This window comes from Streptomyces sp. NPDC004065, from assembly GCF_044903565.1.
Taxonomy (GTDB): domain Bacteria; phylum Actinomycetota; class Actinomycetes; order Streptomycetales; family Streptomycetaceae; genus Streptomyces.
In genome coordinates, this window is record NZ_JBJDQT010000005.1 from 48,924 (window position 1) to 68,700 (window position 19,777).

17 protein-coding genes are annotated in these 19,777 nt (G+C 73.8%); 9 read left to right on the forward strand and 8 right to left on the reverse strand.

Annotation, left to right across the window (positions count from 1 at the left end):
* The first annotated feature begins 32 nt into the window (after positions 1-32).
* Positions 33-1,166, forward strand: coding sequence for an SAM-dependent methyltransferase (locus ACI2LW_RS08720; protein ID WP_404730455.1), 1,134 nt, complete (start codon positions 33-35; stop codon positions 1,164-1,166).
* Here ACI2LW_RS08720 and ACI2LW_RS08725 read toward each other — a convergent pair.
* Entirely contained in the window at positions 1,131-2,282 is a 1,152-nt protein-coding gene (locus ACI2LW_RS08725; RefSeq protein WP_404730456.1) for an NADH-quinone oxidoreductase subunit D, read from the reverse strand. The two genes, ACI2LW_RS08720 and ACI2LW_RS08725, sit on opposite strands and share 36 nt — an antisense overlap.
* 31 nt (positions 2,283-2,313) lie before the next feature.
* Here ACI2LW_RS08725 and ACI2LW_RS08730 point away from each other — a divergent pair, with 31 nt between their 5' ends.
* Positions 2,314-2,817 carry a PH domain-containing protein gene (locus tag ACI2LW_RS08730; RefSeq protein ID WP_404730457.1) on the forward strand — a complete coding sequence of 168 codons (504 nt, stop codon included), beginning with the start codon at positions 2,314-2,316 and terminating at the stop codon, positions 2,815-2,817.
* 83 nt (positions 2,818-2,900) lie between these two features.
* Positions 2,901-4,301: a PH domain-containing protein gene (locus ACI2LW_RS08735; RefSeq protein WP_404730599.1), complete on the forward strand. Its 1,401-nt coding sequence runs from the start codon at positions 2,901-2,903 to the stop codon at positions 4,299-4,301.
* Positions 4,302-4,331: 30 nt separating this feature from the next.
* On the opposite strand, the gene ACI2LW_RS08740 is transcribed toward ACI2LW_RS08735, so the two are convergent.
* Together ACI2LW_RS08740 and ACI2LW_RS08745 are read right to left on the reverse strand one after the other, a co-directional pair.
* The gene (locus ACI2LW_RS08740) at positions 4,332-5,951 is read right to left on the reverse strand and encodes a hypothetical protein (protein WP_404730458.1); all 1,620 of its coding nucleotides are present in this window, start codon (positions 5,949-5,951) and stop codon (positions 4,332-4,334) included.
* A 122-nt stretch (positions 5,952-6,073) separates the two neighbouring features.
* Positions 6,074-7,201 (reverse strand): alpha/beta hydrolase, encoded by a 1,128-nt coding sequence (locus ACI2LW_RS08745; RefSeq protein WP_404730459.1) that lies wholly within the window; start codon positions 7,199-7,201, stop codon positions 6,074-6,076.
* Between the two features lie 228 nt (positions 7,202-7,429).
* Between ACI2LW_RS08745 and ACI2LW_RS08750 the strand changes: the two genes are divergently transcribed.
* From ACI2LW_RS08750 to ACI2LW_RS08775, 6 genes are all read left to right on the forward strand, one after another.
* Positions 7,430-9,241: a phosphatidylglycerol lysyltransferase domain-containing protein gene (locus ACI2LW_RS08750; protein ID WP_404730460.1), complete on the forward strand. Its 1,812-nt coding sequence runs from the start codon at positions 7,430-7,432 to the stop codon at positions 9,239-9,241.
* Positions 9,242-9,572: 331 nt separating this feature from the next.
* Positions 9,573-10,478 (forward strand): dihydropteroate synthase, encoded by a 906-nt coding sequence (folP, locus tag ACI2LW_RS08755; RefSeq protein ID WP_404730461.1) that lies wholly within the window; start codon positions 9,573-9,575, stop codon positions 10,476-10,478.
* Positions 10,475-10,978, forward strand: a complete 504-nt coding sequence (locus tag ACI2LW_RS08760; RefSeq protein WP_404730462.1) for a nuclear transport factor 2 family protein — start codon at positions 10,475-10,477, stop codon at positions 10,976-10,978. Before folP ends, ACI2LW_RS08760 begins: the two co-directional genes overlap by 4 nt.
* Positions 10,979-11,332: 354 nt before the next feature.
* Positions 11,333-11,692 carry a dihydroneopterin aldolase gene (gene folB / locus ACI2LW_RS08765; RefSeq protein ID WP_404730463.1) on the forward strand — a complete coding sequence of 120 codons (360 nt, stop codon included), beginning with the start codon at positions 11,333-11,335 and terminating at the stop codon, positions 11,690-11,692.
* On the forward strand, positions 11,689-12,300 hold the full coding sequence (gene folK / locus ACI2LW_RS08770; RefSeq protein WP_404730464.1) for a 2-amino-4-hydroxy-6-hydroxymethyldihydropteridine diphosphokinase: 612 nt from the start codon (positions 11,689-11,691) through the stop codon (positions 12,298-12,300). The genes folB and folK overlap by 4 nt, the downstream gene beginning before the upstream one ends.
* A 103-nt stretch (positions 12,301-12,403) precedes the next feature.
* Positions 12,404-12,892 carry a DUF3180 domain-containing protein gene (locus tag ACI2LW_RS08775; protein WP_404730465.1) on the forward strand — a complete coding sequence of 163 codons (489 nt, stop codon included), beginning with the start codon at positions 12,404-12,406 and terminating at the stop codon, positions 12,890-12,892.
* Positions 12,893-12,977: 85 nt separating this feature from the next.
* On the opposite strand, the gene folE is transcribed toward ACI2LW_RS08775, so the two are convergent.
* The 5 genes from folE to ACI2LW_RS08800 form a co-directional block, all read right to left on the reverse strand.
* Positions 12,978-13,583, reverse strand: coding sequence for a GTP cyclohydrolase I FolE (gene folE / locus ACI2LW_RS08780; protein WP_404730466.1), 606 nt, complete (start codon positions 13,581-13,583; stop codon positions 12,978-12,980).
* A 109-nt stretch (positions 13,584-13,692) separates the two neighbouring features.
* On the reverse strand, positions 13,693-15,732 hold the full coding sequence (gene ftsH / locus ACI2LW_RS08785; protein WP_404730467.1) for an ATP-dependent zinc metalloprotease FtsH: 2,040 nt from the start codon (positions 15,730-15,732) through the stop codon (positions 13,693-13,695).
* 185 nt (positions 15,733-15,917) lie between these two features.
* Positions 15,918-16,457 carry a hypoxanthine phosphoribosyltransferase gene (hpt, locus tag ACI2LW_RS08790; protein ID WP_404730600.1) on the reverse strand — a complete coding sequence of 180 codons (540 nt, stop codon included), beginning with the start codon at positions 16,455-16,457 and terminating at the stop codon, positions 15,918-15,920.
* A gap of 94 nt (positions 16,458-16,551) precedes the next feature.
* A complete protein-coding gene (tilS, locus tag ACI2LW_RS08795; RefSeq protein ID WP_404730468.1) occupies positions 16,552-17,874 on the reverse strand; it encodes a tRNA lysidine(34) synthetase TilS in 1,323 nt (440 codons plus the stop codon).
* A gap of 193 nt (positions 17,875-18,067) precedes the next feature.
* The gene (locus ACI2LW_RS08800; RefSeq protein ID WP_404730469.1) at positions 18,068-19,201 is read right to left on the reverse strand and encodes a zinc-dependent metalloprotease; all 1,134 of its coding nucleotides are present in this window, start codon (positions 19,199-19,201) and stop codon (positions 18,068-18,070) included.
* Between the last annotated feature and the right edge of the window lie 576 nt (positions 19,202-19,777).

The following is a 19,777-nucleotide window of genomic DNA, read 5'->3' on the forward strand; positions in this document are numbered from 1 at the left end:
GCCGTGATCACCTGTGCGCCTAGTCTGCTGGGGTGGCCAAGAACACAGTGGGCGACGGCCCGGACGTATGGCGGGGCTGGCGGGAGGCGACGCGGGAGGCCCTGTACGGGCCGGACGGCTTCTACCGGCGCCCGGAGGGCCCGGCCGGGCACTTCCGCACCTCGGTGCACGTCTCGCCCCTGTTCGCGGCGGCGGTGGCCCGGCTGCTGTGCCGCGTCGACGAGGTGCTGGGCCGCCCGGCCGTGCTGGACTTCGTGGACATGGCGGCCGGCCGGGGCGAGCTGGCCGCCGGGGTGCTGACCGCGCTGCCCGCCGAGGTGGCGGTCCGCACCCGGGTGCACGCGGTGGAGATCGCCGCCGGGCGGCCCGAGGGTCTCGATCGGCGGATCGCATGGTCGGCGGAGCCGCCCCGGGCGGTCACCGGCCTGCTGTTCGCCAACGAGTGGCTGGACAACGTGCCGGTGGACGTGGCGGAGGTGGACCCCTCGGGTGTGGCGCGGCGCGTCCTGGTGCGGCGGGACGGGACCGAGCGGCTCGGCGCCCCGGTGACGGGCGCGGACGCCCGGTGGCTCGCCCGCTGGTGGCCGCTGCCCGCCGAGCCCGGACTGCGCGCGGAGATCGGCCTGCCCAGGGACACCGCCTGGGCCGGGGCGGTCTCCCGGATCAAGCGGGGCCTGGCGGTGGCCGTCGACTACGCCCACCGCCTCGGCGGCCGGCCGCCCTTCGGGACGCTCACGGGCTTCCGGGCGGGACGCGAGACGGCGCCCGTGCCCGACGGCTCCTGCGACATCACCGCTCACGTCGCCCTGGACGCGTGCGCCGCGCACGCCCCGACCGCGCTCCCCGGCGCCCGTCTGCTGACTCAGCGCGACGCCCTGCGCGCCCTCGGCATCACCGGCGCACGCCCGGCGCTTTCGCTCGCCTCCACCAACCCCTCGGAGTACGTGCGCGCCCTCGCACGCGCCGGGGAGGCCGCCGAGCTCACCGCACCGGGCGGACTCGGCGACTTCGGCTGGCTGCTCCAGCCGGTCGGCGTCACGCCGGACGACGCGACGGACGGCGCCCCGGCATGCGCCACCGACGGCGCTCCGGACGAGGCCGCGGGCGGCGCGGCGGGCGACGCCGTGGCGCTATTTGTCGATGTCGCCGACGACGAAGAACATTGAGCCGAGGATCGCCACCATGTCCGCGACCAGCGTCCCCGGCAGCAGCTCGGCGAGGGCCTGGATGTTGTTGTAGGACGCGGACCGCAGCTTCAGCCGGTACGGCGTCTTGTCGCCCTTGCTGACCAGGTAGTAGCCGTTGATGCCGAGCGGGTTCTCGGTCCACGCGTAGGTGTGCCCCTCGGGCGCCTTGAGGACCTTGGGCAGCCGCTGGTTGATCGGGCCCGGCTCCAGCTCGGCCAGCCGGTCCAGGCAGGCGTCGGCGAGGTCGAGCGCGTTGTGGGTCTGCTCCAGCAGGCACTCGAACCGGGCCAGGCAGTCACCCTCCTGCCGGGTGACCACCTTCAGCACGTCGGCCAGCTCGCCGTAGGCCAGGTACGGCTCGTCGCGGCGCAGATCGAAGTCGACCCCCGAGGCGCGCGCGATCGGGCCGCTCACGCCGTAGGCGTGCACGGCCTGCGGGGTGAGCGCGCCCACGCCCCGCGTGCGCCCCCGGAAGATCTCGTTGCCCAGCACCAGGTCGTCGAAGACGTCCATGCGCGAGCGCACGGCGGCCACGGCGGCCCGGGCTCGCGTGGCCCAGCCGGCCGGCAGGTCCTCCTTCAGGCCGCCGACCCGGTTGAACATGTAGTGCATACGGCCGCCGGAGACCTCCTCCATCACGTTCTGGAGGACCTCCCGCTCCCGGAAGGCGTAGAAGACCGGCGTGATGCCGCCCAGCTCCAGCGGATAGGAGCCGAGGAACATCAGGTGGTTGAGCACCCGGTTGAGCTCGGCGAGCAGCGTGCGCGTCCACACCGCCCGCACGGGGACCTCCATGCCGAGCATCCGCTCCACGGCGAGGACCACGCCCAGCTCGTTGGAGAAGGCCGACAGCCAGTCGTGGCGGTTGGCCAGCATGATGATCTGACGGTAGTCCCGCGCCTCGAAGAGCTTCTCCGCGCCGCGGTGCATGTAACCGATCACCGGCTCCGCGCGCGTGATGCGCTCCCCGTCCAGCACCAGCTTCAGCCGCAGCACACCGTGCGTGGACGGGTGCTGCGGTCCGATGTTGAGCACCATGTCGGTGCTCTCCGCGGCGCCGCCGATCCCGACCGTGGTCTCCGTCGTAGGAGTCATGGACACAGTCTCTCGTACGTACGCTTGCCCCATGGAGACGGGGAGCCGGGGAAACGAGGCGGTGACCGGCCACGAGCCCGGCTGGACCGGTCTGCCGCCGGGGCTGCTGCGCATGCGGCGGCTGCTGCTGGTGGTGTGGCTGGGGCTGCTCGCCCTGGCCCTCGGTCCGCTGCTCGGGCTGCTGGCGGGCCCGCCCTGGGCCGCGTTCGCCCTGTTGCCGCTGGCGCTGATGGCATGGGGCTGGGTGCTGCTGGGGCGCAACTGGCGGTCCTGGCGGTACACCGAGCGCGCCGACGAGCTGCTGATCAGCCGGGGCGTGCTGTGGCGCGAGGAGACCGTCGTGCCGTACGGGCGGATGCAACTGGTCGAGGTCACCTCCGGGCCCCTGGAGCGGTACTTCGGGCTGGCCACCGTGCAGCTGCACACGGCCGCCGCCGCGACCGACGCGACCATTCCCGGCCTCCACCCGGCCGAGGCGGAACGGCTGCGCGACCGGCTCACCGAGCTGGGCGAGGCCCGATCGGCGGGACTGTGACGGCGGCGGGGGACGGGGAGGCCACGGGCGAGGGCGCCCTGGGCCGGGACACCGTGGGCAAGGACGCCACGGGCGAGGGCACCATGGGGCCGGACGCCGTACGCCCGGACGACGCGCGCGAGGACGCCGGACCGGCCGCCGACGGGGGCGGCGCGGACGCCGTAGGGCCGGGCGCCGTGCCGGGGAAGCGGCCGGTGGCCGAGCGGCGGCTGCATCCCGTGACCCCGCTCCGGCGGGCGTGGGCGCCGGTCGCCGTGCTGGCCGGCTGGGCCGTGCACGACCCCGACCAGGCGCAGCGCCAGCTGACCAGGCTGACCACCACCACGCTGCTGCTCGGGATCGCGGTGCTCGTCCCGGCGGCCGCCCTCTACGGCTTCCTGTCCTGGTGGTTCACGCACTTCGCGGTGACCGACACCGAACTGCGCATACGCACCGGCCTGTTGTTCCGCCGCACCGCGCACATCCGGCTCGAGCGCATCCAGGCGATCGACGTGACCCGCCCGCTGCTCGCCCGGGTCGCGGGCGTGGCCAAGCTGAAGCTGGACGTCATAGGAACGGACAAGAAGGACGAACTCGCCTTCCTCGGCGAGGACGAGGCCAAGGCCCTGCGCGCCGAACTCCTCGCCCGGGCCGCCGGTTTCGCCCCCGACACCGCCGAGCGGGTCGGCGAGGCGCCCGCGCGGGAACTCGTCCGCGTCCCCGCGCGCGTGATCGCCGTCTCGCTGCTGCTGACCGGCGCGACCTGGGGCTCGCTGCTGTGCGCCCTCGTGGTGCCGCCGCTGCTGTGGCTGGCCACCCACAGCCTGTGGACGGTGCTCGTGACCGCCCTGCCCCTGGCCGGCGGGGCGGTCACGAGCAGCGCGGGGCGCTTCGTCGCCGCGTACGACTGGACGGTGAGCGAGTCCCCCGACGGACTGCGCGTCGACCGCGGCCTGCTGGACCGCACCCACGAGACGGTGCCGCCGGGCCGGGTGCAGACCGTACGGATCGTGGAACCGCTGCTGTGGCGGCGGCGCGGCTGGGTGCGGGTGGAGCTGGACGTGGCCGGGTCGTCGAACTCCCTGCTGCTGCCGGTCGCCCCGCGCGGAATCGCCGAGTCGCTGATCGCACGGGTGCTGCCGGAGGTGACCGTCCCGGACGCCGCCTCGCTCGTGCGTCCGCCGCGGCGCGCCGGGTGGTGCGCGCCGGTGTGGTGGCGGGGGTACGGATTCGCCGTCACCGGCACGGTGTTCGCCGCGGGGTACGGCCTGCTGCGGCGCCGGCTGGCGCTGGTGCCGCACGCCAAGGTGCAGAGCGTGCGTCTGACGCAGGGGCCCCTGGAACGCGCGCGGGGCGTCGCCGACGTGCACGTGGACACCGGGGCGAACAAGACGGTGACCGCACGGCTGCGGGACGCCGGGGAGGCGGCGCGGCTGCTGCGCGAGCAGGCCGAGCGATCGCGCACCGGCCGGCGGGACGCGCGGCCGGAGCGATGGATGACCTGAGGGCCCGGAGCCCGGGCGGCCCCCGGTGTCTCAGGAAGCCGCCGTCCTCAGGTTCTGCAGGTCGATCTGTTCCGTCTCGTCGTGCGCCGTCAGGTCGATGACCTGGCCGCCCGCCCGGGAGTGGACGTCGGCCGGCCTGTACTGCGACTCGGCCTCGGCCTTGTGCAGGGCGAGCGCCTCCTGGCCCACGACGTCGGCGAGGTCCTCGTTCCGCACGGCGTCCAGCGCGGCGGACGGCAACCCCTTCTGCGTGCCGAAGAAGTCGAAACCGCCCTCGACGACCGGGCGCCGGGCGGGCGCGGCCGGGACGACGGCCACCGCGGTCGGCACGGTGAAGTGCCCGGAGGGCCGCTGCACGGGCCCGGACGGCTTGGCGGCCGACGGGCCGTCACCGGCGCGCGGGGCCTGATCCGTCGTGGGGGTGGCGGCCGCGCGCTCGTGCGCGCCGGCCGCCCCGGGCTGCCCCTGCGGCTCGTCCTCCCGCTCGGGGGCCGCCCCGGCGCGGGCGTCCGCCCCGGAGGCGGTCTCCTCCACCGCTTCGGACCCGGTGTCCGCCGTCGCGCCGGCCGCATCGGCCCGCGCGGGCGCGTGGTCCTGGGCGGGCGCGTGAGCCTGGGCGGGGATGTCCGCCTTACCCGTGGCACCGGCCGCCGTCGGCCCCGCGGGCCCGGCCGGTCCGCCGGCGTCCGCCGCCTCGGCATCGGCCGCCGCCTCGGCGACCGTCGCTGCCCCGCCGTCCTCCGCCTTCGCCGCGGCCTCGTCCGCCGACACCTCCGCGTCCGCGTCCATGTCCACGTCCGCGTCCCGCACCGTCTCGTCCCGCGCGTCCGGCCCGTCCGGCGCCGGTGCGTCGCCGTCCGCGGCGAGCCGCGCCAGGGCCGCACCGGCCCGTAGGAAGAGCCGGGACCCTTCGGGGGAGAACACGGCGGGAGCCACGCCCGCCGGCTTCCCCGGCGCGGAACCGTCTCCGGCCTCCCCGGCCCCGCTGTCCGCGGCCCCGCCGTCCGAGGCCCCGCTGTCCGCCGCCCCGGTGCCGGCCGCGTCGGCGTCCTCGGCGTCCGCGTCCCCGGCCGGGCGTACGGCCCCCACGTCGCCCGCGTCCGCCGCGTCCGCGCCCCCGTCACCGGCGATGTCCTCCCGGTCGCCGCTACCGGCCGGCGCCGAGGGGCCGGACGTCAGCGCGGGCATCTCCGAACCGGCCTCTATCTCCAGCAGGCGGCGGCCCTCCAGCGCGCTGGCGCGCTCGGTCTCCGCCGTGGCGTACCGCCGCAGCAGCGCCGCGTGCTCGTTGCGCAGCCCCGCCAGCTCCGCCCGCTTGGCCCGCAGCTTCTGCTCCAGGCGGACCCGCAGTTCGCGCGACTCGTCGAGGTCGGCCTCGAGTTCGGCGAGCCGTTCCTCGAACCGCCACTCGTCGCTGGCACGCGCGCGCGTGAGGTCGGCGACCCGCCGGCCGGCCTGGGCGTCCCAGCGGCGCATGACGACCGCGCCGGCCACCGCCGTCGCCGCCGCGACCGCCGCTAGGGAGCGCAGCACCGTAGAGGCCGTGAACACCCACGGGCCGAGGGCGCACACGACGGAGACGCCGGCGATCGCCGAGGGAGGCAACAGCCTGTGCAAGGGCGGGGAATGGCGGTGACGTCCACGTGGCATGGCCAGAAACTTACCGCGAGTAGGCGAATCGTGGAGGGCCGCCCCGCAAAAAGACAGCCATGTCGAGACCTTGTTCCCGAGGTTTCCCCGACCGTTCCACGGGACCGTTCCACCGGACCGTTTCAGCGTTCGGTCAGCCGCCCGCTGATCCACTGCAGGGCCGGGGGAATCTCCCGCATCCAGGTGTGGAAGTTGTGCCCGCCGCTCTCCAGGATGATCGACGAGATCCGGGTCTTCTTCGTCGCCTTCACCGCGTCGATGAGCTTCAGCGTCGCCTTGTAGTTGCTCTCGCCGGCCTTGCTGCTGGTGACGAGCAGCGAGGTGTTCGGGGCGGGCAGGTGCTTGATGCTCCACAGCAGGTCGGCCCGGTTGCGCAGGGCCTCGTCGCCGTGGAACAGGTCGCCCGTCGTGGCGTCGATCGGCGCCTTGTAGTACGCGGACAGGCCCACGCCCGCGGCGTACACCTCGGGGTGGTGGACGGCGAGCTTCAGCGCGCAGTAGCCGCCCGTGGAGTCGCCCATGATGCCCCAGCTGCCGGGCTTCCTGCCGACCCGGTAGTGGGCGAGGACGGCGTCGGGCAGGTCCTTGGCGAAGAAGGACTCGGTCTGCGGCCCGCCCGGGATGTCCACGCACTCGGTGTCGCGCGGCGGCGCCACGGTCGGCCGCATCATCACCAGGATCATCGGCTGCATACGGCCGCTCCGGGCGAGGTTCTGGGCCGTGCGCGGGTACTGCAGCTTGCTGACCAGCGCGTGCGCGGTGCCCGGGTAACCGGTCAGGACGACCGCGGCGGGGAACGTCCGCGTGCGGTACTGCGGCTGGAAGTACTCCGGCGGCAGATAGACGTACGCCGAGGTGGCGATGCGCGTCGTACGCCCCAGGATGTCCACCTTCTGGATCTGGCCGGAGATCTGCGGTCGCGTCCCGTTGGACATCTTCAGCCGCTCCGTGCCGACGACCTGGAGGGGGCCGCCGCTGCCGCCGTTGGCCGAGTTGTCGACGACCACGCCCTGGTCGGTCTCCTGCCCGAACAGGTCGGCCCAGCTGGCGTAGAAGCCGAACGCCTGGTTGACGAACAGGCCGACGCAGGCGAAGATCGCCGCCTGCGTGGCCAGCAGGATCCCGGCGCGTCCGCTGACGGCCCGCCAGTTGCGGCGTGCCAGACGGGGCCAGAACCAGATCGTGGCGACGAACAGCATCACCGCGAACAGGACCGCCAGTACCAGCACCTTTTTACTCGTGAGACCCATGGGCTCTTTCCTGCCTGCACTTCCCGGCCGACCCGCCCCACGCCTCGTCGACGAGGGCTTTCCCCGGCCTTTTCCCGGCCTTTGAACCGACTTTCCGGCGGGGAGTGAACCTCTCTCCCCGAGACACCGTCCTAGAGGGCGCAATGCCGCCGGATGCCCGGATCGGCACCGGATTCAAGGTCTCTCGCAGAACTACGGGATGCGATGTCTGTCAGGATAGATGGGGAAATGTCGGGTCGGGTTCCGAGTCGATCAGGCCGGGTGCGGCGCATACTGCGCGGCCCCCGCCCCGAGGCCGTTCCCACCCTGGTCGCCAGGGCCTGCGCGGTTGTGGGCCTGCTGGACATCGCCGCGGGCGTCTTCCCCCGCTTCCGGCACAGCCGTATGCACGCCATGGCCGAGGTACTGCCGGGCTCCTTCGGCCCCTTCGCGGCGGCCCTGTCGCTCAGCGCGGGCGTACTGCTGCTGCTCCTCGCGCACGGACTCAAGCGGCGCAAGCGCCGGGCGTGGCGCGCGGCGGTGGCACTGCTGCCGGCCGGCGCCGCGGCGCAGTTCGTGTACCGGCACTCGGTGGTCGGCGTCGTCATCGCCGCCGCGCTGCTCACTCCCCTGCTGATCCACCGCCGCGAGTTCGCCGCCCTGCCCGACCCGCGCAGCCGGTGGCGCGCGCTGGCCAACTTCGTGCTGATGAGCGCCGGTTCGCTGGCCCTCGGCATGGTCATCGTCAGCGTCCACCCGCACCGCATGGTGGGCAACCCGAGCGTCGCGGACCGGCTGACCCACGTGGTCTACGGCCTGTTCGGCTTCGAGGGCCCCGTCGACTACCAGGGCAACACCTCCTGGACGGTCGCCATGTCCCTGGGCGCCCTCGGCTGGCTGACCGCGGCCACCACCGCCTATCTCGCCTTCCGCCCCGAGCACCCGGCCGCACACCTGACCGAGGACGACGAGAACCGGCTGCGCGAGCTGCTGGCCAGGCACGGCGGCCGCGACTCCCTCGGCCACTTCGCGCTGCGCCGCGACAAGGCGGTGGTCTTCTCCCCCAGCGGCAAGGCGGCGGTGACCTACCGCGTCGTCTCCGGCGTGATGCTCGCCAGCGGCGACCCGATCGGTGACGTCGAGGCGTGGCCGGGCGCCATCGAGCGCTTCATGGACGAGGCCAGGGCGCACTCCTGGACGCCCGCCGTGATGGGCTGCTCCGAGACCGGCGGAGAGGTGTGGACCCGCGAGACCGGCCTGGACGCCCTGGAACTGGGCGACGAGGCGGTGGTCGAGGTCGCGGATTTCTCCCTCTCCGGACGGGCCATGCGCAACGTCCGCCAGATGGTCAAGCGCATCGAGCGGGCCGGCTACGAAACGCGGGTGCGGCGCATCCGTGACCTCTCCGACGCCGAGCTGGAGCGCATCCGCCGGGCCGCGGACGACTGGCGCGGCACCGACACCGAGCGCGGCTTCTCCATGGCGCTCGGCCGCATCGGCGACCCCTCCGACGGCGACTGCCTCATAGCCACCGCGCACAAACAGGACGACGTGCCGGGCGAGTACGGCGACCTGAAGGCGATCCTGCACTTCGTGCCCTGGGGCAGGGACGGCGCCTCGCTGGACCTCATGCGGCGCGACCGCTCGGCCGACCCCGGCATGAACGAGCTGCTGATCGTGGCGGCGCTGCAGGCCGCCCCGAAGTTCGGCATCACCCGGGTCTCGCTGAACTTCGCGATGTTCCGCTCGGCGCTGGCCCGGGGCGAGAAGATCGGCGCCGGCCCGGTGCTGCGGGCCTGGCGCGGACTGCTGGTGTTCCTCTCCCGGTGGTTCCAGATCGAGTCGCTGTACAAGTTCAACGCCAAGTTCCAGCCCCGCTGGGAGCCGCGGTTCGTGGTCTACCGCGCCTCCGCCGACCTGCCCCGCATCGGCTTCGCCGCCATGCAGGCGGAGGGCTTCGTCAACCTGGCGCTGCCCCTGCCCCGCTTCCTGCGCCGCCGCACCGCCGCCCCGCGGCCCTGCGCCCACGCGGTCCCCGAGCGCGACGTCCGCGCGGCATAGCCCCCCGGACCGCCGAGCACGGTCTCGTCCGCGCGGCACGGCCCCCGGTCCGCAGCCGGGCCGCACCCGCGCCGCACCCGGGCCGCCGAGCGCGACGTCCGCGCGGCACGGCCCCCGTACGGGCCCGGGCGAAGGCCCCCCGCCGCCCCCTCCGGCGCCGGGGCCCGCCCGGGCCTCGCCGCTCCCCCGGCGGGCACGGTGCGCCCGGTGGGTGCGGTGCGCCCGGCCAGGGGTGTGCCGGCTGGTGCGGTGCGCCCGGCCAGGGGTGCGCCCGGCGGGCGAACACGGGCCGCGGGACGTGGCGGGCCGGGCCGGGGCCTACGCTGAACGTATGAACAACCAGAGCGGGCGCGGCCGAGTGGCGGGCCTTCCGGCGTGGGACCGCTGCGCGGTCATGGGGGTCGTGAACGTGACCCCCGACTCCTTCTCCGACGGCGGCCGCTGGTTCGACACGACCGCCGCCGTCAAGCACGGCCTCGGACTGGTCGCCGAGGGCGCGGACCTCGTCGACGTCGGCGGCGAGTCCACCCGGCCCGGCGCCACCCGCGTCGACGAGGCGGAGGAACTCCGGCGGGTCGTCCCGGTCGTGCGCGGACTGGCCTCCGAGGGCGTGACGATCTCCGTGGACACCATGCGGGCCCGCGTCGCCGAACAGGCCCTCGCGGCCGGCGCCGCCCTGGTCAACGACGTCAGCGGCGGCCTCGCCGACCCCGCCATGGTGCCCGTGGTGGCCGACGCGGGCACCCCCTTCGTCGTGATGCACTGGCGCGGCTTCCTGGACGGCGACAACGTCCGGGGCGTGTACGGCGACGTCGTCACCGAGGTCGCCGACGAACTGCGCACGCGGGTCGAGGCCGTCCTGGAGGGCGGCGTCGCCCCCGACCGCGTCGTCGTCGACCCCGGCCTCGGCTTCTCCAAGGAGGCCGAGCACGACCTGGCGCTGCTGGCCCACCTCGACCGCCTGCTGGACCTCGGCCACCCCCTGCTCGTCGCCGCCTCCCGCAAACGGTTCCTCGGCCGGGTGCTGGCCGGTCCCGGGGGCGCCCCACCGCCCGCACGGGAGCGCGACGCCGCCACGGCCGCCGTCTCCGCGCTCGCGGCGCACGCCGGCGCCTGGGCGGTGCGCGTGCACGAGGTGCGCGCGACTGCGGACGCCGTACGGGTCGCACGCGCCGTGGAAGCGGCGCGCACGGCCGGTGCCGCGCGGAGCGCGCACTCCCCGGACGGAGCGCGGTGAGCGCGCCGCACACCGACGTCGAGCAGGTGGAGGCCGCGAACACCGCCTTCTACGAGGCGATGGAGCGGGGCGACTTCGAGGAGCTCTCCTCCCTCTGGCTCACCCCCGCCGACCTGGGCGTCGACGAGACGTACCACGACCCGGCCGACACCGGGGTGGTCTCCTGCGTGCACCCCGGCTGGCCGGTGCTCACCGGCCGGGGCGAGGTCCTGCGCTCCTACGCGCTGATCATGGCCAACACCGACTACATCCAGTTCTTCCTCACCGACGTGCACGTCTCCGTCACCGGCGACACCGCCCTGGTGACCTGCACCGAGAACATCCTCAGCGGCGGCCCGGCCCCCGAGGACGGCGACGGGCCCGGCCCGCTCCTGGGACAGCTCGTCGTCGCCACCAACGTGTTCCGCCGCACACCCGACGGCTGGAAGCTGTGGTCCCACCACGCCTCCCCGGTCCTGGCCGAGAACGACGGGGACGAGGAGGAGGACGGCCCCGCCTGAACGGGTGGGCGACCGTGACCGGGGCAGGCGACCGGGGACGGGGACCGGAGGCACGCGACCGGGAACCGTCACCCGGGGGCACGCGACCGGCAACGGTCACCGGGGCACGCCAGCCGGTGGCGTGGCCGGGGCCACGTGTCCGGAATCACGGCCGCCCCGGCGGTCGCGGCCACCGGGACGTGACCGGCCGCGTTCTCCAGGGGAAACGCGCGGTGAAGCCTGCCGCCCCCGGCCCGCCCCCGCGCGCCCGGAGCCCGGCTTTGTCAGTGACCGCAGGTAGATTCGTTCGTGGCCGGTGTGCCGCCCCCAGGCGGCAGGAACCGGCCGACGCCGACGATTGCAGGAGTGATTCGCGTGGATCGTGTCGCGCTGCGCGGCCTGAGGGCCCGCGGGCACCACGGGGTGTTCCCCAAGGAACGGGAGGAGGGCCAGACCTTCCTGGTGGACCTCGTCCTGGGACTGGACACCCGGCCGGCCGCGGCCGACGACGACCTGGCGAAGACCGTGCACTACGGCATCGTGGCCGAGGAGGTCGTGGCCGTGGTCGAGGGCGAGCCGGTGAACCTGATCGAGACGCTCGCCGAGCGGATCGCCCGGACCTGTCTGAAGCACGAGGGGGTCCAGGAGGTGGAGGTGTGCGTGCACAAGCCCGACGCGCCGATCACCGTCCCCTTCGACGACGTGACCGTCACCATCACCCGGAGGCGAGTATGACGCGACCCACCACAGCGGGCCACAGCGACCCGACCGTCCAGCCCGTGCCCGCCTCCGTCGTCGCCCAGGTCGACGCCGCGGACACCACCCTGCAGAACCCCAAGCGGGCCGTGATCTCCCTCGGCTCCAACCTCGGCAACCGCCTGGAGACCCTCCAGGGGGCCGTCGACGCCCTCGAGGACACCCCCGGCGTCCGGGTCAAGGCCGTCTCCCCGGTCTACGAGACGGAGCCCTGGGGCGTCGAGCCCGGCACCCAGCCGTCGTACTTCAACGCCGTGGTGGTGCTCAGGACGACCCTGCCGCCGTCCTCCCTGCTGGAGCGGGCGCACGCCGTCGAGGAGGCCTTCCACCGGGTCCGCGACGAGCGCTGGGGCCCGCGCACCCTGGACGTCGACATCGTCTCCTACGCCGAAGTCGTCTCCGACGACCCGCGCCTGACGCTCCCTCACCCCCGTGCCCACAAGCGCGCCTTCGTCCTCGCCCCCTGGTACGACGTCGACCCGCAGGCCCAGCTCCCGGGCCGCGGCCCGGTCGCCGGCCTCCTGGCCGCCGTCACCCGCGAGGGCGTGCGGATGCGCGGGGACCTGGAACTCCGGCTGCCCGAGTAGTCGTTAAGGTCAGGACGACACAGGCGGCGCGTCCCGGCCCACGACCGGCGTCCGGGCGCACCGCCGCCGACCGGCCCCGGTCCGGGGGAGCTGAAGGGACACCGTGAAAGAGCTGCGCATCAGGGTGCTGGCCGGCGTGTTCGTCGTGGCCGGGGTGCTCTCCTGGGGAGCCGCCCGCCTGTGGAACTCGGTCGGGACACTGCCCAGCGTCCCCCTGGCCGCCCCGATCGTCCTCGCCCTGATCGCCGCGGTCCTGCTGTCCACGGCCCTGTCCCTGCGCGCCCGTCTGCGGGCACAGCGCGAGCGCCGCCCCGGCGCGAAGGGCGTCGACCCCCTGATGGCCGCCCGCGCGGTGGTGTTCGGCCAGGCCAGCGCCCTGGTGGCCGCCCTGGTCGCCGGAATGTACGGCGGCACCGGCGTCTTCCTGCTGGAACTCCTGGACATCCCGGCCCGCCGCGACCAGGCCATCTACGCCGGCTTCTCGGTCGTCGCCGGAATCGCCGTCATAGCGGCCGCCCTGTTCCTCGAACGGGTCTGCAAACTCCCCGAGGACGACGACCAGAACCACCCCGGAGCGGAACCGGTGGCCTGAGCCACCGCCCCACCGAACGACCGCCCCGCCGCCGCGCGGTCCGCCAAGGCGGGGCGCGGCCGCGGGGCGGATCGCCGCTACCGGGTCAGTGGGCCATGATGAGGCTCATCGCCTCGTTGCGCGTCGCCGCGTCCCGCAGCTGGCCGCGCACCGCCGAGGTGATGGTCTTCGCGCCGGGCTTGCGGATGCCCCGCATCGACATGCACATGTGCTCGCACTCCACCACCACGATCACACCGCGCGGCTCCAGGATCTCCATCAGCGAGTCGGCGATCTGCGTGGTGAGCCGCTCCTGGACCTGGGGGCGGCGGGCGTAGACGTCGACGAGCCGGGCCAGTTTGGACAGTCCGGTGATCTTCCCGCTGGTGGACGGGATGTAGCCGACGTGCGCGACCCCGCGGAACGGGACCAGATGATGCTCACAGGTCGAAAAGACCTCGATGTCCTTCACCAGGACCATCTCGTCGTGGCCGAGGTCGAACGTCGTCGTCAGGACGTCCTCGGGCTTCTGCCACAGACCCGCGAATATCTCCTTGTACGCCCGCGCCACGCGGCCCGGGGTTTCGCGCAGGCCCTCGCGGTCCGGGTCCTCGCCGACCGCGATCAGCAACTCGCGTACGGCGTTCTCGGCGCGCTTCTCGTCGAACTCGCCGATGGTTCCCTCGCCGTCCAGCGTCACGGGGTCGGTCATGTGCGGGGCCTCGTTCCTGTGTGTTCCAGACGCGGACATGCGAAATGCCGCGCCCCCAGGCTAGAACCAGGGGGGCGCGGCATCCATTCCGGGAGGTGTGAGGTGCCCGTCAGTTGTCGGGGCGCTCCTCCGGGGTCTGCTCCGTGGCGGGGGCGGGGTCGGCCGCCGTGGACTTCACGGTGCTGATCGCCGCCGTCGCGCCGTTCGCGCCGTTGGTCAGGGCCAGCTCCTTGGGGGAGAGGACCGGCGGGCGGGTGGACGGGGTGCGGCGGGAGGAGCCGGTCCAGGCGGGCCGCGGCGGGCGCTTGACGACCGGGGCGAAGATCTCGGCGATCTCCTCCTTGCCCAGGGTCTCCTTCTCCAGCAGTGCGAGGACGAGGTTGTCGAGCACGTCGCGGTTCTCGACCAGGATCTCCCAGGCCTCGTTGTGCGCGTTCTCGATGAGCTTCTTGACTTCCTCGTCCACCAGGGCGGCGACCTCTTCCGAGTAGTCGCGCTGGTGGGCCATCTCACGGCCGAGGAACGGCTCGGTGTTGTCGCCGCCGAACTTGATGGCGCCCAGCCGCTCGGTCATGCCGTACTGCGTGACCATCGCGCGGGCCGTGGAGGTGGCCTTCTCGATGTCGTTCGCCGCGCCCGTGGTGGGGTCGTGGAAGACGAGTTCCTCGGCCGCGCGGCCGCCGAGCATGTAGGCCAGCTGGTCCAGCATCTCGTTGCGCGTGGTCGAGTACTTGTCCTCGTCCGGGAGCACCATCGTGTAGCCGAGGGCGCGGCCGCGGGACAGGATCGTGATCTTGTGGACCGGGTCGGAGTTCGGCGAGGCCGCCGCGACCAGGGCGTGGCCGCCCTCGTGGTACGCGGTGATCTTCTTCTCCTTGTCCGACATGATCCGGGTCCGCTTCTGCGGGCCCGCGACCACGCGGTCGATCGCCTCGTCCAGCATCTGGTTGTCGATGAGCTTGCGGTCGCTGCGGGCCGTGAGCAGCGCCGCCTCGTTGAGCACGTTCGACAGGTCGGCGCCGGTGAAGCCGGGGGTGCGGCGGGCGACGGCGGACAGGTCGACGTCGGGCGCGACCGGCTTGCCCTTCTGGTGGACCTTGAGGATCTCCAGCCGGCCCTGCATGTCGGGGCGGTCGACCGCGATCTGGCGGTCGAAGCGGCCCGGGCGCAGCAGGGCGGGGTCGAGGATGTCGGGCCGGTTGGTGGCGGCGATGAGGATCACACCGCCCTTGACGTCGAAGCCGTCCATCTCGACGAGCAGCTGGTTCAGGGTCTGCTCGCGCTCGTCGTGGCCGCCGCCGAGGCCGGCGCCGCGGTGGCGGCCGACGGCGTCGATCTCGTCGACGAAGACGATGGCCGGGGCGTTCGCCTTGGCCTGCTCGAACAGGTCGCGGACGCGGGAGGCGCCGACGCCGACGAACATCTCGACGAAGTCGGAACCCGAGATCGAGTAGAACGGCACGCCGGCCTCGCCCGCGACGGCACGCGCGAGCAGGGTCTTGCCGGTGCCGGGCGGGCCGTAGAGCAGCACGCCCTTGGGGATCTTCGCGCCGACGGCCTGGAACTTGGCCGGCTCCTGCAGGAACTCCTTGATCTCGTGGAGTTCCTCGACGGCCTCGTCCGCGCCCGCGACGTCCGCGAACGTCGTCTTGGGGGTGTCCTTGGTGATGAGCTTGGCCTTGGACTTGCCGAAGTTCATGACCCGGGAGCCGCCGCCCTGCATCTGATTCATCAGGAACAGGAAGACGACGACGATGAGGACGAAGGGCAGCAGCGAGAGCAGGACGCCGACGAACGGGTTCTGCTTCGAGGGCGAGACCGTGTAGCCCTTCGGGATCTGCTTGTCCTGGTACTTGGTCTGCAGCGTGTTGGCGATGGTCACGCCCTGGTCGCCGATGTAGCTCGCCTGGATCTTCGAGCTGCCGTCGACCTTCTGGCCGTCCTTGAGCTGGACCTTGACGGTCTGCTCGTCACCTGTGGTCAGCTTGGCCGACTCGACCCGGTTGTCGTTGATCGCCGCAACGACCTGGCCCGTGTCCACCGTCTTGTAGCCGCCGGACGAGCCGACGACCTGCATCAACACGACCACGGCAAGGACGGCCAGCACGATCCACATGACCGGCCCACGGAAGTATCGCTTCACGTCCATCCATACGGAGCGGTGCCGCCCCGTCCCTCCTGCCATAGTGAGTTTGATAAGACAGTTCTTCTGACGGTACCCCAGCATTGTGGCCCGAAGCCGCACGGGCGGGCCGACGTTCCCGTCTGCATGCTCCAACGCCGGCGGGGCCGCCGGGGTTCCCGATCACCCAGGGAGCCTTGCGCCCTCCGGGGTCAGCCGCCGTAGACGTGGGGCGCGAGCGTACCGACGAACGGCAGGTTGCGGTACTTCTCGGCGTAGTCCAGGCCGTAGCCGACGACGAACTCGTTGGGGATGTCGAAGCCGACCCATTCGACGTCGATGGCCACCTTGGCGGCCTCCGGCTTGCGCAGCAGCGTGCAGACCTCGAGGGAGGCCGGCTCGCGGGAGCCCAGGTTGGAGATCAGCCAGGAGAGGGTCAGGCCGGAGTCGATGATGTCCTCGACGATCAGGACGTGCTTGCCCTTGATGTCGGTGTCGAGGTCCTTGAGGATGCGTACCACGCCGGAGGACTGGGTGCCCGCGCCGTAGGACGACACGGCCATCCAGTCCATGGTGACCGGGGTGGACAGCGCCCGGGCCAGGTCCGCCATGACCATGACGGCGCCCTTGAGGACGCCGACGATCAGCAGGTCCTTGCCCGCGTACTCCGCGTCGATCTTCGCGGCCAGCTCCGCCAGCTTCGCGTCGATCTCTTCCTTGGTGATGAGCACCTGCTTGAGGTCGGCACCCATGTCTTTCGCGTCCACCGCATCACTTTCGGTCGTCCCACCGGCCGCTCACGGGCCTCCGAGACCCGCGTCCGCGGGCCGGTGGGAGGCTCCGATGTCAGCCTTGCCGAATCACCAGTCTGCCACCCTGGCGCTGGGCCACGACTTTGCCGGGCAGGTTGATGGCCCCCTGGCCGCGCCAGCCGGTGATCAGCCGGTCCAGTTCCTCGATGTGCCGGGCGAAGAGCGAGCCGGCCGGGGCGCCGGCGTCGATGGCGGCCCGGCGCAGCACACGGCGGCGCACGGCGGGGGGCAGGGCGTGCAGTTTGGCGCACTCCAGGCGGCCGGCGGCGTCGCGGACGGACGCCTCGGCCTGGCCGGCCCAGGCGTCCAGGGCGTCGGCGTCGTCGCGGGAGAGCTGGGCGGTGCGGGCGAGGGCCTCGACGACGCCCTTGCCGAGGGCCTTCTCCAGGGCGGGCAGGCCCTCGTGGCGCAGCCGGGAGCGGGTGTAGGCGGGGTCGGCGTTGTGCGGGTCGTCCCAGACGGGCAGCGACTGCACCATGCAGGCCTTGCGGGCGGTCTGCCGGTCGATGTGCAGGAAGGGGCGGCGGTAGCGGCCGCCGGCCCCCGAGACCGCGGCCATTCCGGACAGGGAGCGGATGCCGGAGCCGCGGGCGAGGCCCAGCAGCACGGTCTCGGCCTGGTCGTCGCGGGTGTGGCCGAGGAGGATCGCGGCGGCGCCGTGGTGGTCGGCGGCGGCGTCGAGGGCGGCGTAGCGGGCGTCGCGGGCGGCGGCCTCGGGGCCGCCGTCGCGGCCGACGGTGACGGCGACGGCCTCGACCGGGTCCAGGCCGAGTTCGCGCAGCCGCTGGGCGACCTCGTCTGCGCGCTGGGCGGAGCCGTCCTGCAGGCCGTGGTCGACGGTGATGCCGCCGGCGCGGATGCCGAGTTTGGGGGCCTCGAAGGCGAGGGCGGAGGCGAGCGCCATGGAGTCGGCGCCACCGGAGCAGGCGACCAGGACGAGCGGCGACGGCGGGCGCTCGCCGGGGGCCGCGGCGGGGCCGGGCTCGCGGGCGCCGGCCGGGGCGGGGGCGTACGTGTCCTGGGGGGCGGGCGCCCCCTGGAGGGCCTCCAGCGCCTCCAGGGCGTCCAGCGCCCGGGTGTCGCGCGGGGGCCGCGGGGCGGCGGGCTGGGGCGGGCCGTACGGCGGCTGTCCGGGCAGCTGTGCGAGCCGCACGCCCGGCGAGGCGTGCGGGGGCTGTCCGCCGCGCGGGGGCCGCGTGTCGCGCGCGGCCTCGGCATGGCGGGCGGCGCGCCCGGCGTGCGCCGGTTGCAGCTCGGGGTGGCGCGGCCCGTCGTGGGCGGGCTGCTCGGCGAGGATGTCATGGAGGACGCGGCGTACCGCCAGGCGTATCGCCGCGACCGCAGGATGGGGACCCATGTCCGGTTCCCTTCACGGAAGTGTTCGGGGGGTGAGCCCGATGTCGGTCACTCTGAGTGTGTAGATGGTGACAGAAACGGGCGGTTCCCCGAGCATTGCACGCCTACGCATGGCTCACGGTCCCTCGGACGGGTGATTGGAGGGGCGTTCGCCTGCCGTCGGCCGGATTCGTTTCACCGCGTCTGCCCGGGGCTCACGACTCGGTCTTGCGGTGCACCCGTGCGATCCAGTCCGCCGGTTTGGCGATCTCCGCCTTGGTGGGCAGCGTGTTGGGGGAGGTCCACACGCGGTTGAAGCCGTCCATGCCGACCTGGCCGACGACGGCGCGCACGAAGCGCTCGCCGTCCCGGTACTGCCGCAGCTTGGCGTCCAGGCCGAGCAGCTTGCGCAGGGCCATGTCCAGGCGGGAGGCGCCCTTGGCACGGCGCTGCTGGAACTTCTCCCGGATCTCGGCCACTGTCGGCACGACGTCCGGGCCGACGCCGTCCATGACGAAGTCGGCGTGGCCCTCCAGGAGGGACATCACGGCGGTGAGGCGGGCGAGGATCTCCCGCTGGGCCGGGGACTGCACCAGTTCGACCAGGGAGCGGCCGCCGTCGTCCTCCTCGCCCTCGGGGCGCCCGCCGGCCAGGGACTGGGCGGCGTCCCGGATGCGTTCGAGGAAGGCCATCGGGTCGACGTCGGTCTCCGCCAAGAACGACTGGATTTCGCCCTCGAGGTGGTCGCGCAGCCAGGGCACCGCGGTGAACTGCGTGCGGTGCGTCTCCTCGTGCAGGCACACCCACATCCTGAAGTCGTGGGGCTCCACGTCCAGTTCGCGTTCGACGTGCACGATGTTCGGGGCGACGAGCAGCAGCCGGCCGCCGCCGTTCTCCCCCGCGGGCAGTTCGCGGGAGGCCGGGGCGAAGGTCTCGTACTGGCCGAGGACGCGGGAGGCCAGGAACGACAGCAGCATGCCGAGCTCCACGCCGGTGACCTTGCCGCCGACGGCGCCCAGGACCGCGCCCGAGGGGCTGTTGCCGCGCCGCTGCTGCATCTTGTCCAGCAGCGGCTTGAGGATCTCGCGGAACCCGGCGACGTTGGCCCGGACCCAGCCCGGGCGGTCGACCACGAGCACGGGGGTGTCGTGGGTCTCCTCGGTGCCCAGACGAGTGAAGCCCCGGACGTGCTCCTCCGAGGCTCTCGCGTGCCGGCGCAGTTCGGCGACGACGGCCCGGGCCTCGTCGCGGCTGACCTCGGGCCCCGGCCGCACGAGCCGGGTCGCGGTCGCCACCGCGAGATTCCAGTCGACCATCCCGGAAGAAGCAGCACCACCGATGCTCGTCATGCGTCAACGGTACGTGAGCGCCGCCACTGGAGGCAGGCCGTGAACGCGGGCGCGGCTTGGGCGGGGGCCGCGGGGCGGCGGACGCAGGCGCGGGCGGGGGCGCGCCGTCCGGACGGGGCCGTGGACGCGGGGGCTCGGGCGGGGCCCGGGGACGCGGATGCGGCTCGCGCCGGGGGCCGCGGACGCGGGCGAGGCTTGGGCGGGGTGCCGCGGGGCGGCGGACGCAGGCCCGGGCGAGGGCCCGCCGCCCGGACAGGGCCGTGGACGCGGATGCGGCTCCGGCGGGGGCCGTTGGATGCGGATCAGGCCCGGGCAGGGGGCCGCGGACGCGGGCGCGGCTTGGGCGGGGGGCCGCGGGGCGGAGGACGCAGGCCCGGGCGAGGGCCCGCCGCCCGGACTGGGCCGTGGACGCGGATGCGGCTCCGGCGGGGGCCGCGGGGCGGAGGACGCAGGCCCGGGCGAGGGCCCGCCGCCCGGACTGGGCCGTGGACGCGGATGCGGCTCCGGCGGGGGCCGCGGGGCGGCGGACGCAGGCCCGGGCGAGGGCCCGCCGCCCGGACGGGGCCGTGGACGCGG

Excerpts from the sequence above, each read along its gene's own strand:
- ACI2LW_RS08745 (WP_404730459.1), bottom strand. The coding sequence starts at position 7,201 with ATGGGTCTCACGAGTAAAAAGGTGCTGGTACTGGCGGTCCTGTTCGCG.
- tilS (WP_404730468.1), bottom strand. The coding sequence starts at position 17,874 with ATGGGTCCCCATCCTGCGGTCGCGGCGATACGCCTGGCGGTACGCCGC.
- ACI2LW_RS08800 (WP_404730469.1), bottom strand. The coding sequence starts at position 19,201 with ATGACGAGCATCGGTGGTGCTGCTTCTTCCGGGATGGTCGACTGGAAT.
- ACI2LW_RS08740 (WP_404730458.1), bottom strand. The coding sequence starts at position 5,951 with ATGCCACGTGGACGTCACCGCCATTCCCCGCCCTTGCACAGGCTGTTG.
- folP (WP_404730461.1), top strand. The coding sequence starts at position 9,573 with ATGAACAACCAGAGCGGGCGCGGCCGAGTGGCGGGCCTTCCGGCGTGG.
- ACI2LW_RS08725 (WP_404730456.1), bottom strand. The coding sequence starts at position 2,282 with ATGACTCCTACGACGGAGACCACGGTCGGGATCGGCGGCGCCGCGGAG.
- ACI2LW_RS08750 (WP_404730460.1), top strand. The coding sequence starts at position 7,430 with ATGTCGGGTCGGGTTCCGAGTCGATCAGGCCGGGTGCGGCGCATACTG.
- ftsH (WP_404730467.1), bottom strand. The coding sequence starts at position 15,732 with ATGGACGTGAAGCGATACTTCCGTGGGCCGGTCATGTGGATCGTGCTG.
- ACI2LW_RS08730 (WP_404730457.1), top strand. The coding sequence starts at position 2,314 with ATGGAGACGGGGAGCCGGGGAAACGAGGCGGTGACCGGCCACGAGCCC.
- ACI2LW_RS08735 (WP_404730599.1), top strand. The coding sequence starts at position 2,901 with ATGGGGCCGGACGCCGTACGCCCGGACGACGCGCGCGAGGACGCCGGA.
- folE (WP_404730466.1), bottom strand. The coding sequence starts at position 13,583 with ATGACCGACCCCGTGACGCTGGACGGCGAGGGAACCATCGGCGAGTTC.
- hpt (WP_404730600.1), bottom strand. The coding sequence starts at position 16,457 with ATGGGTGCCGACCTCAAGCAGGTGCTCATCACCAAGGAAGAGATCGAC.
- folK (WP_404730464.1), top strand. The coding sequence starts at position 11,689 with ATGACGCGACCCACCACAGCGGGCCACAGCGACCCGACCGTCCAGCCC.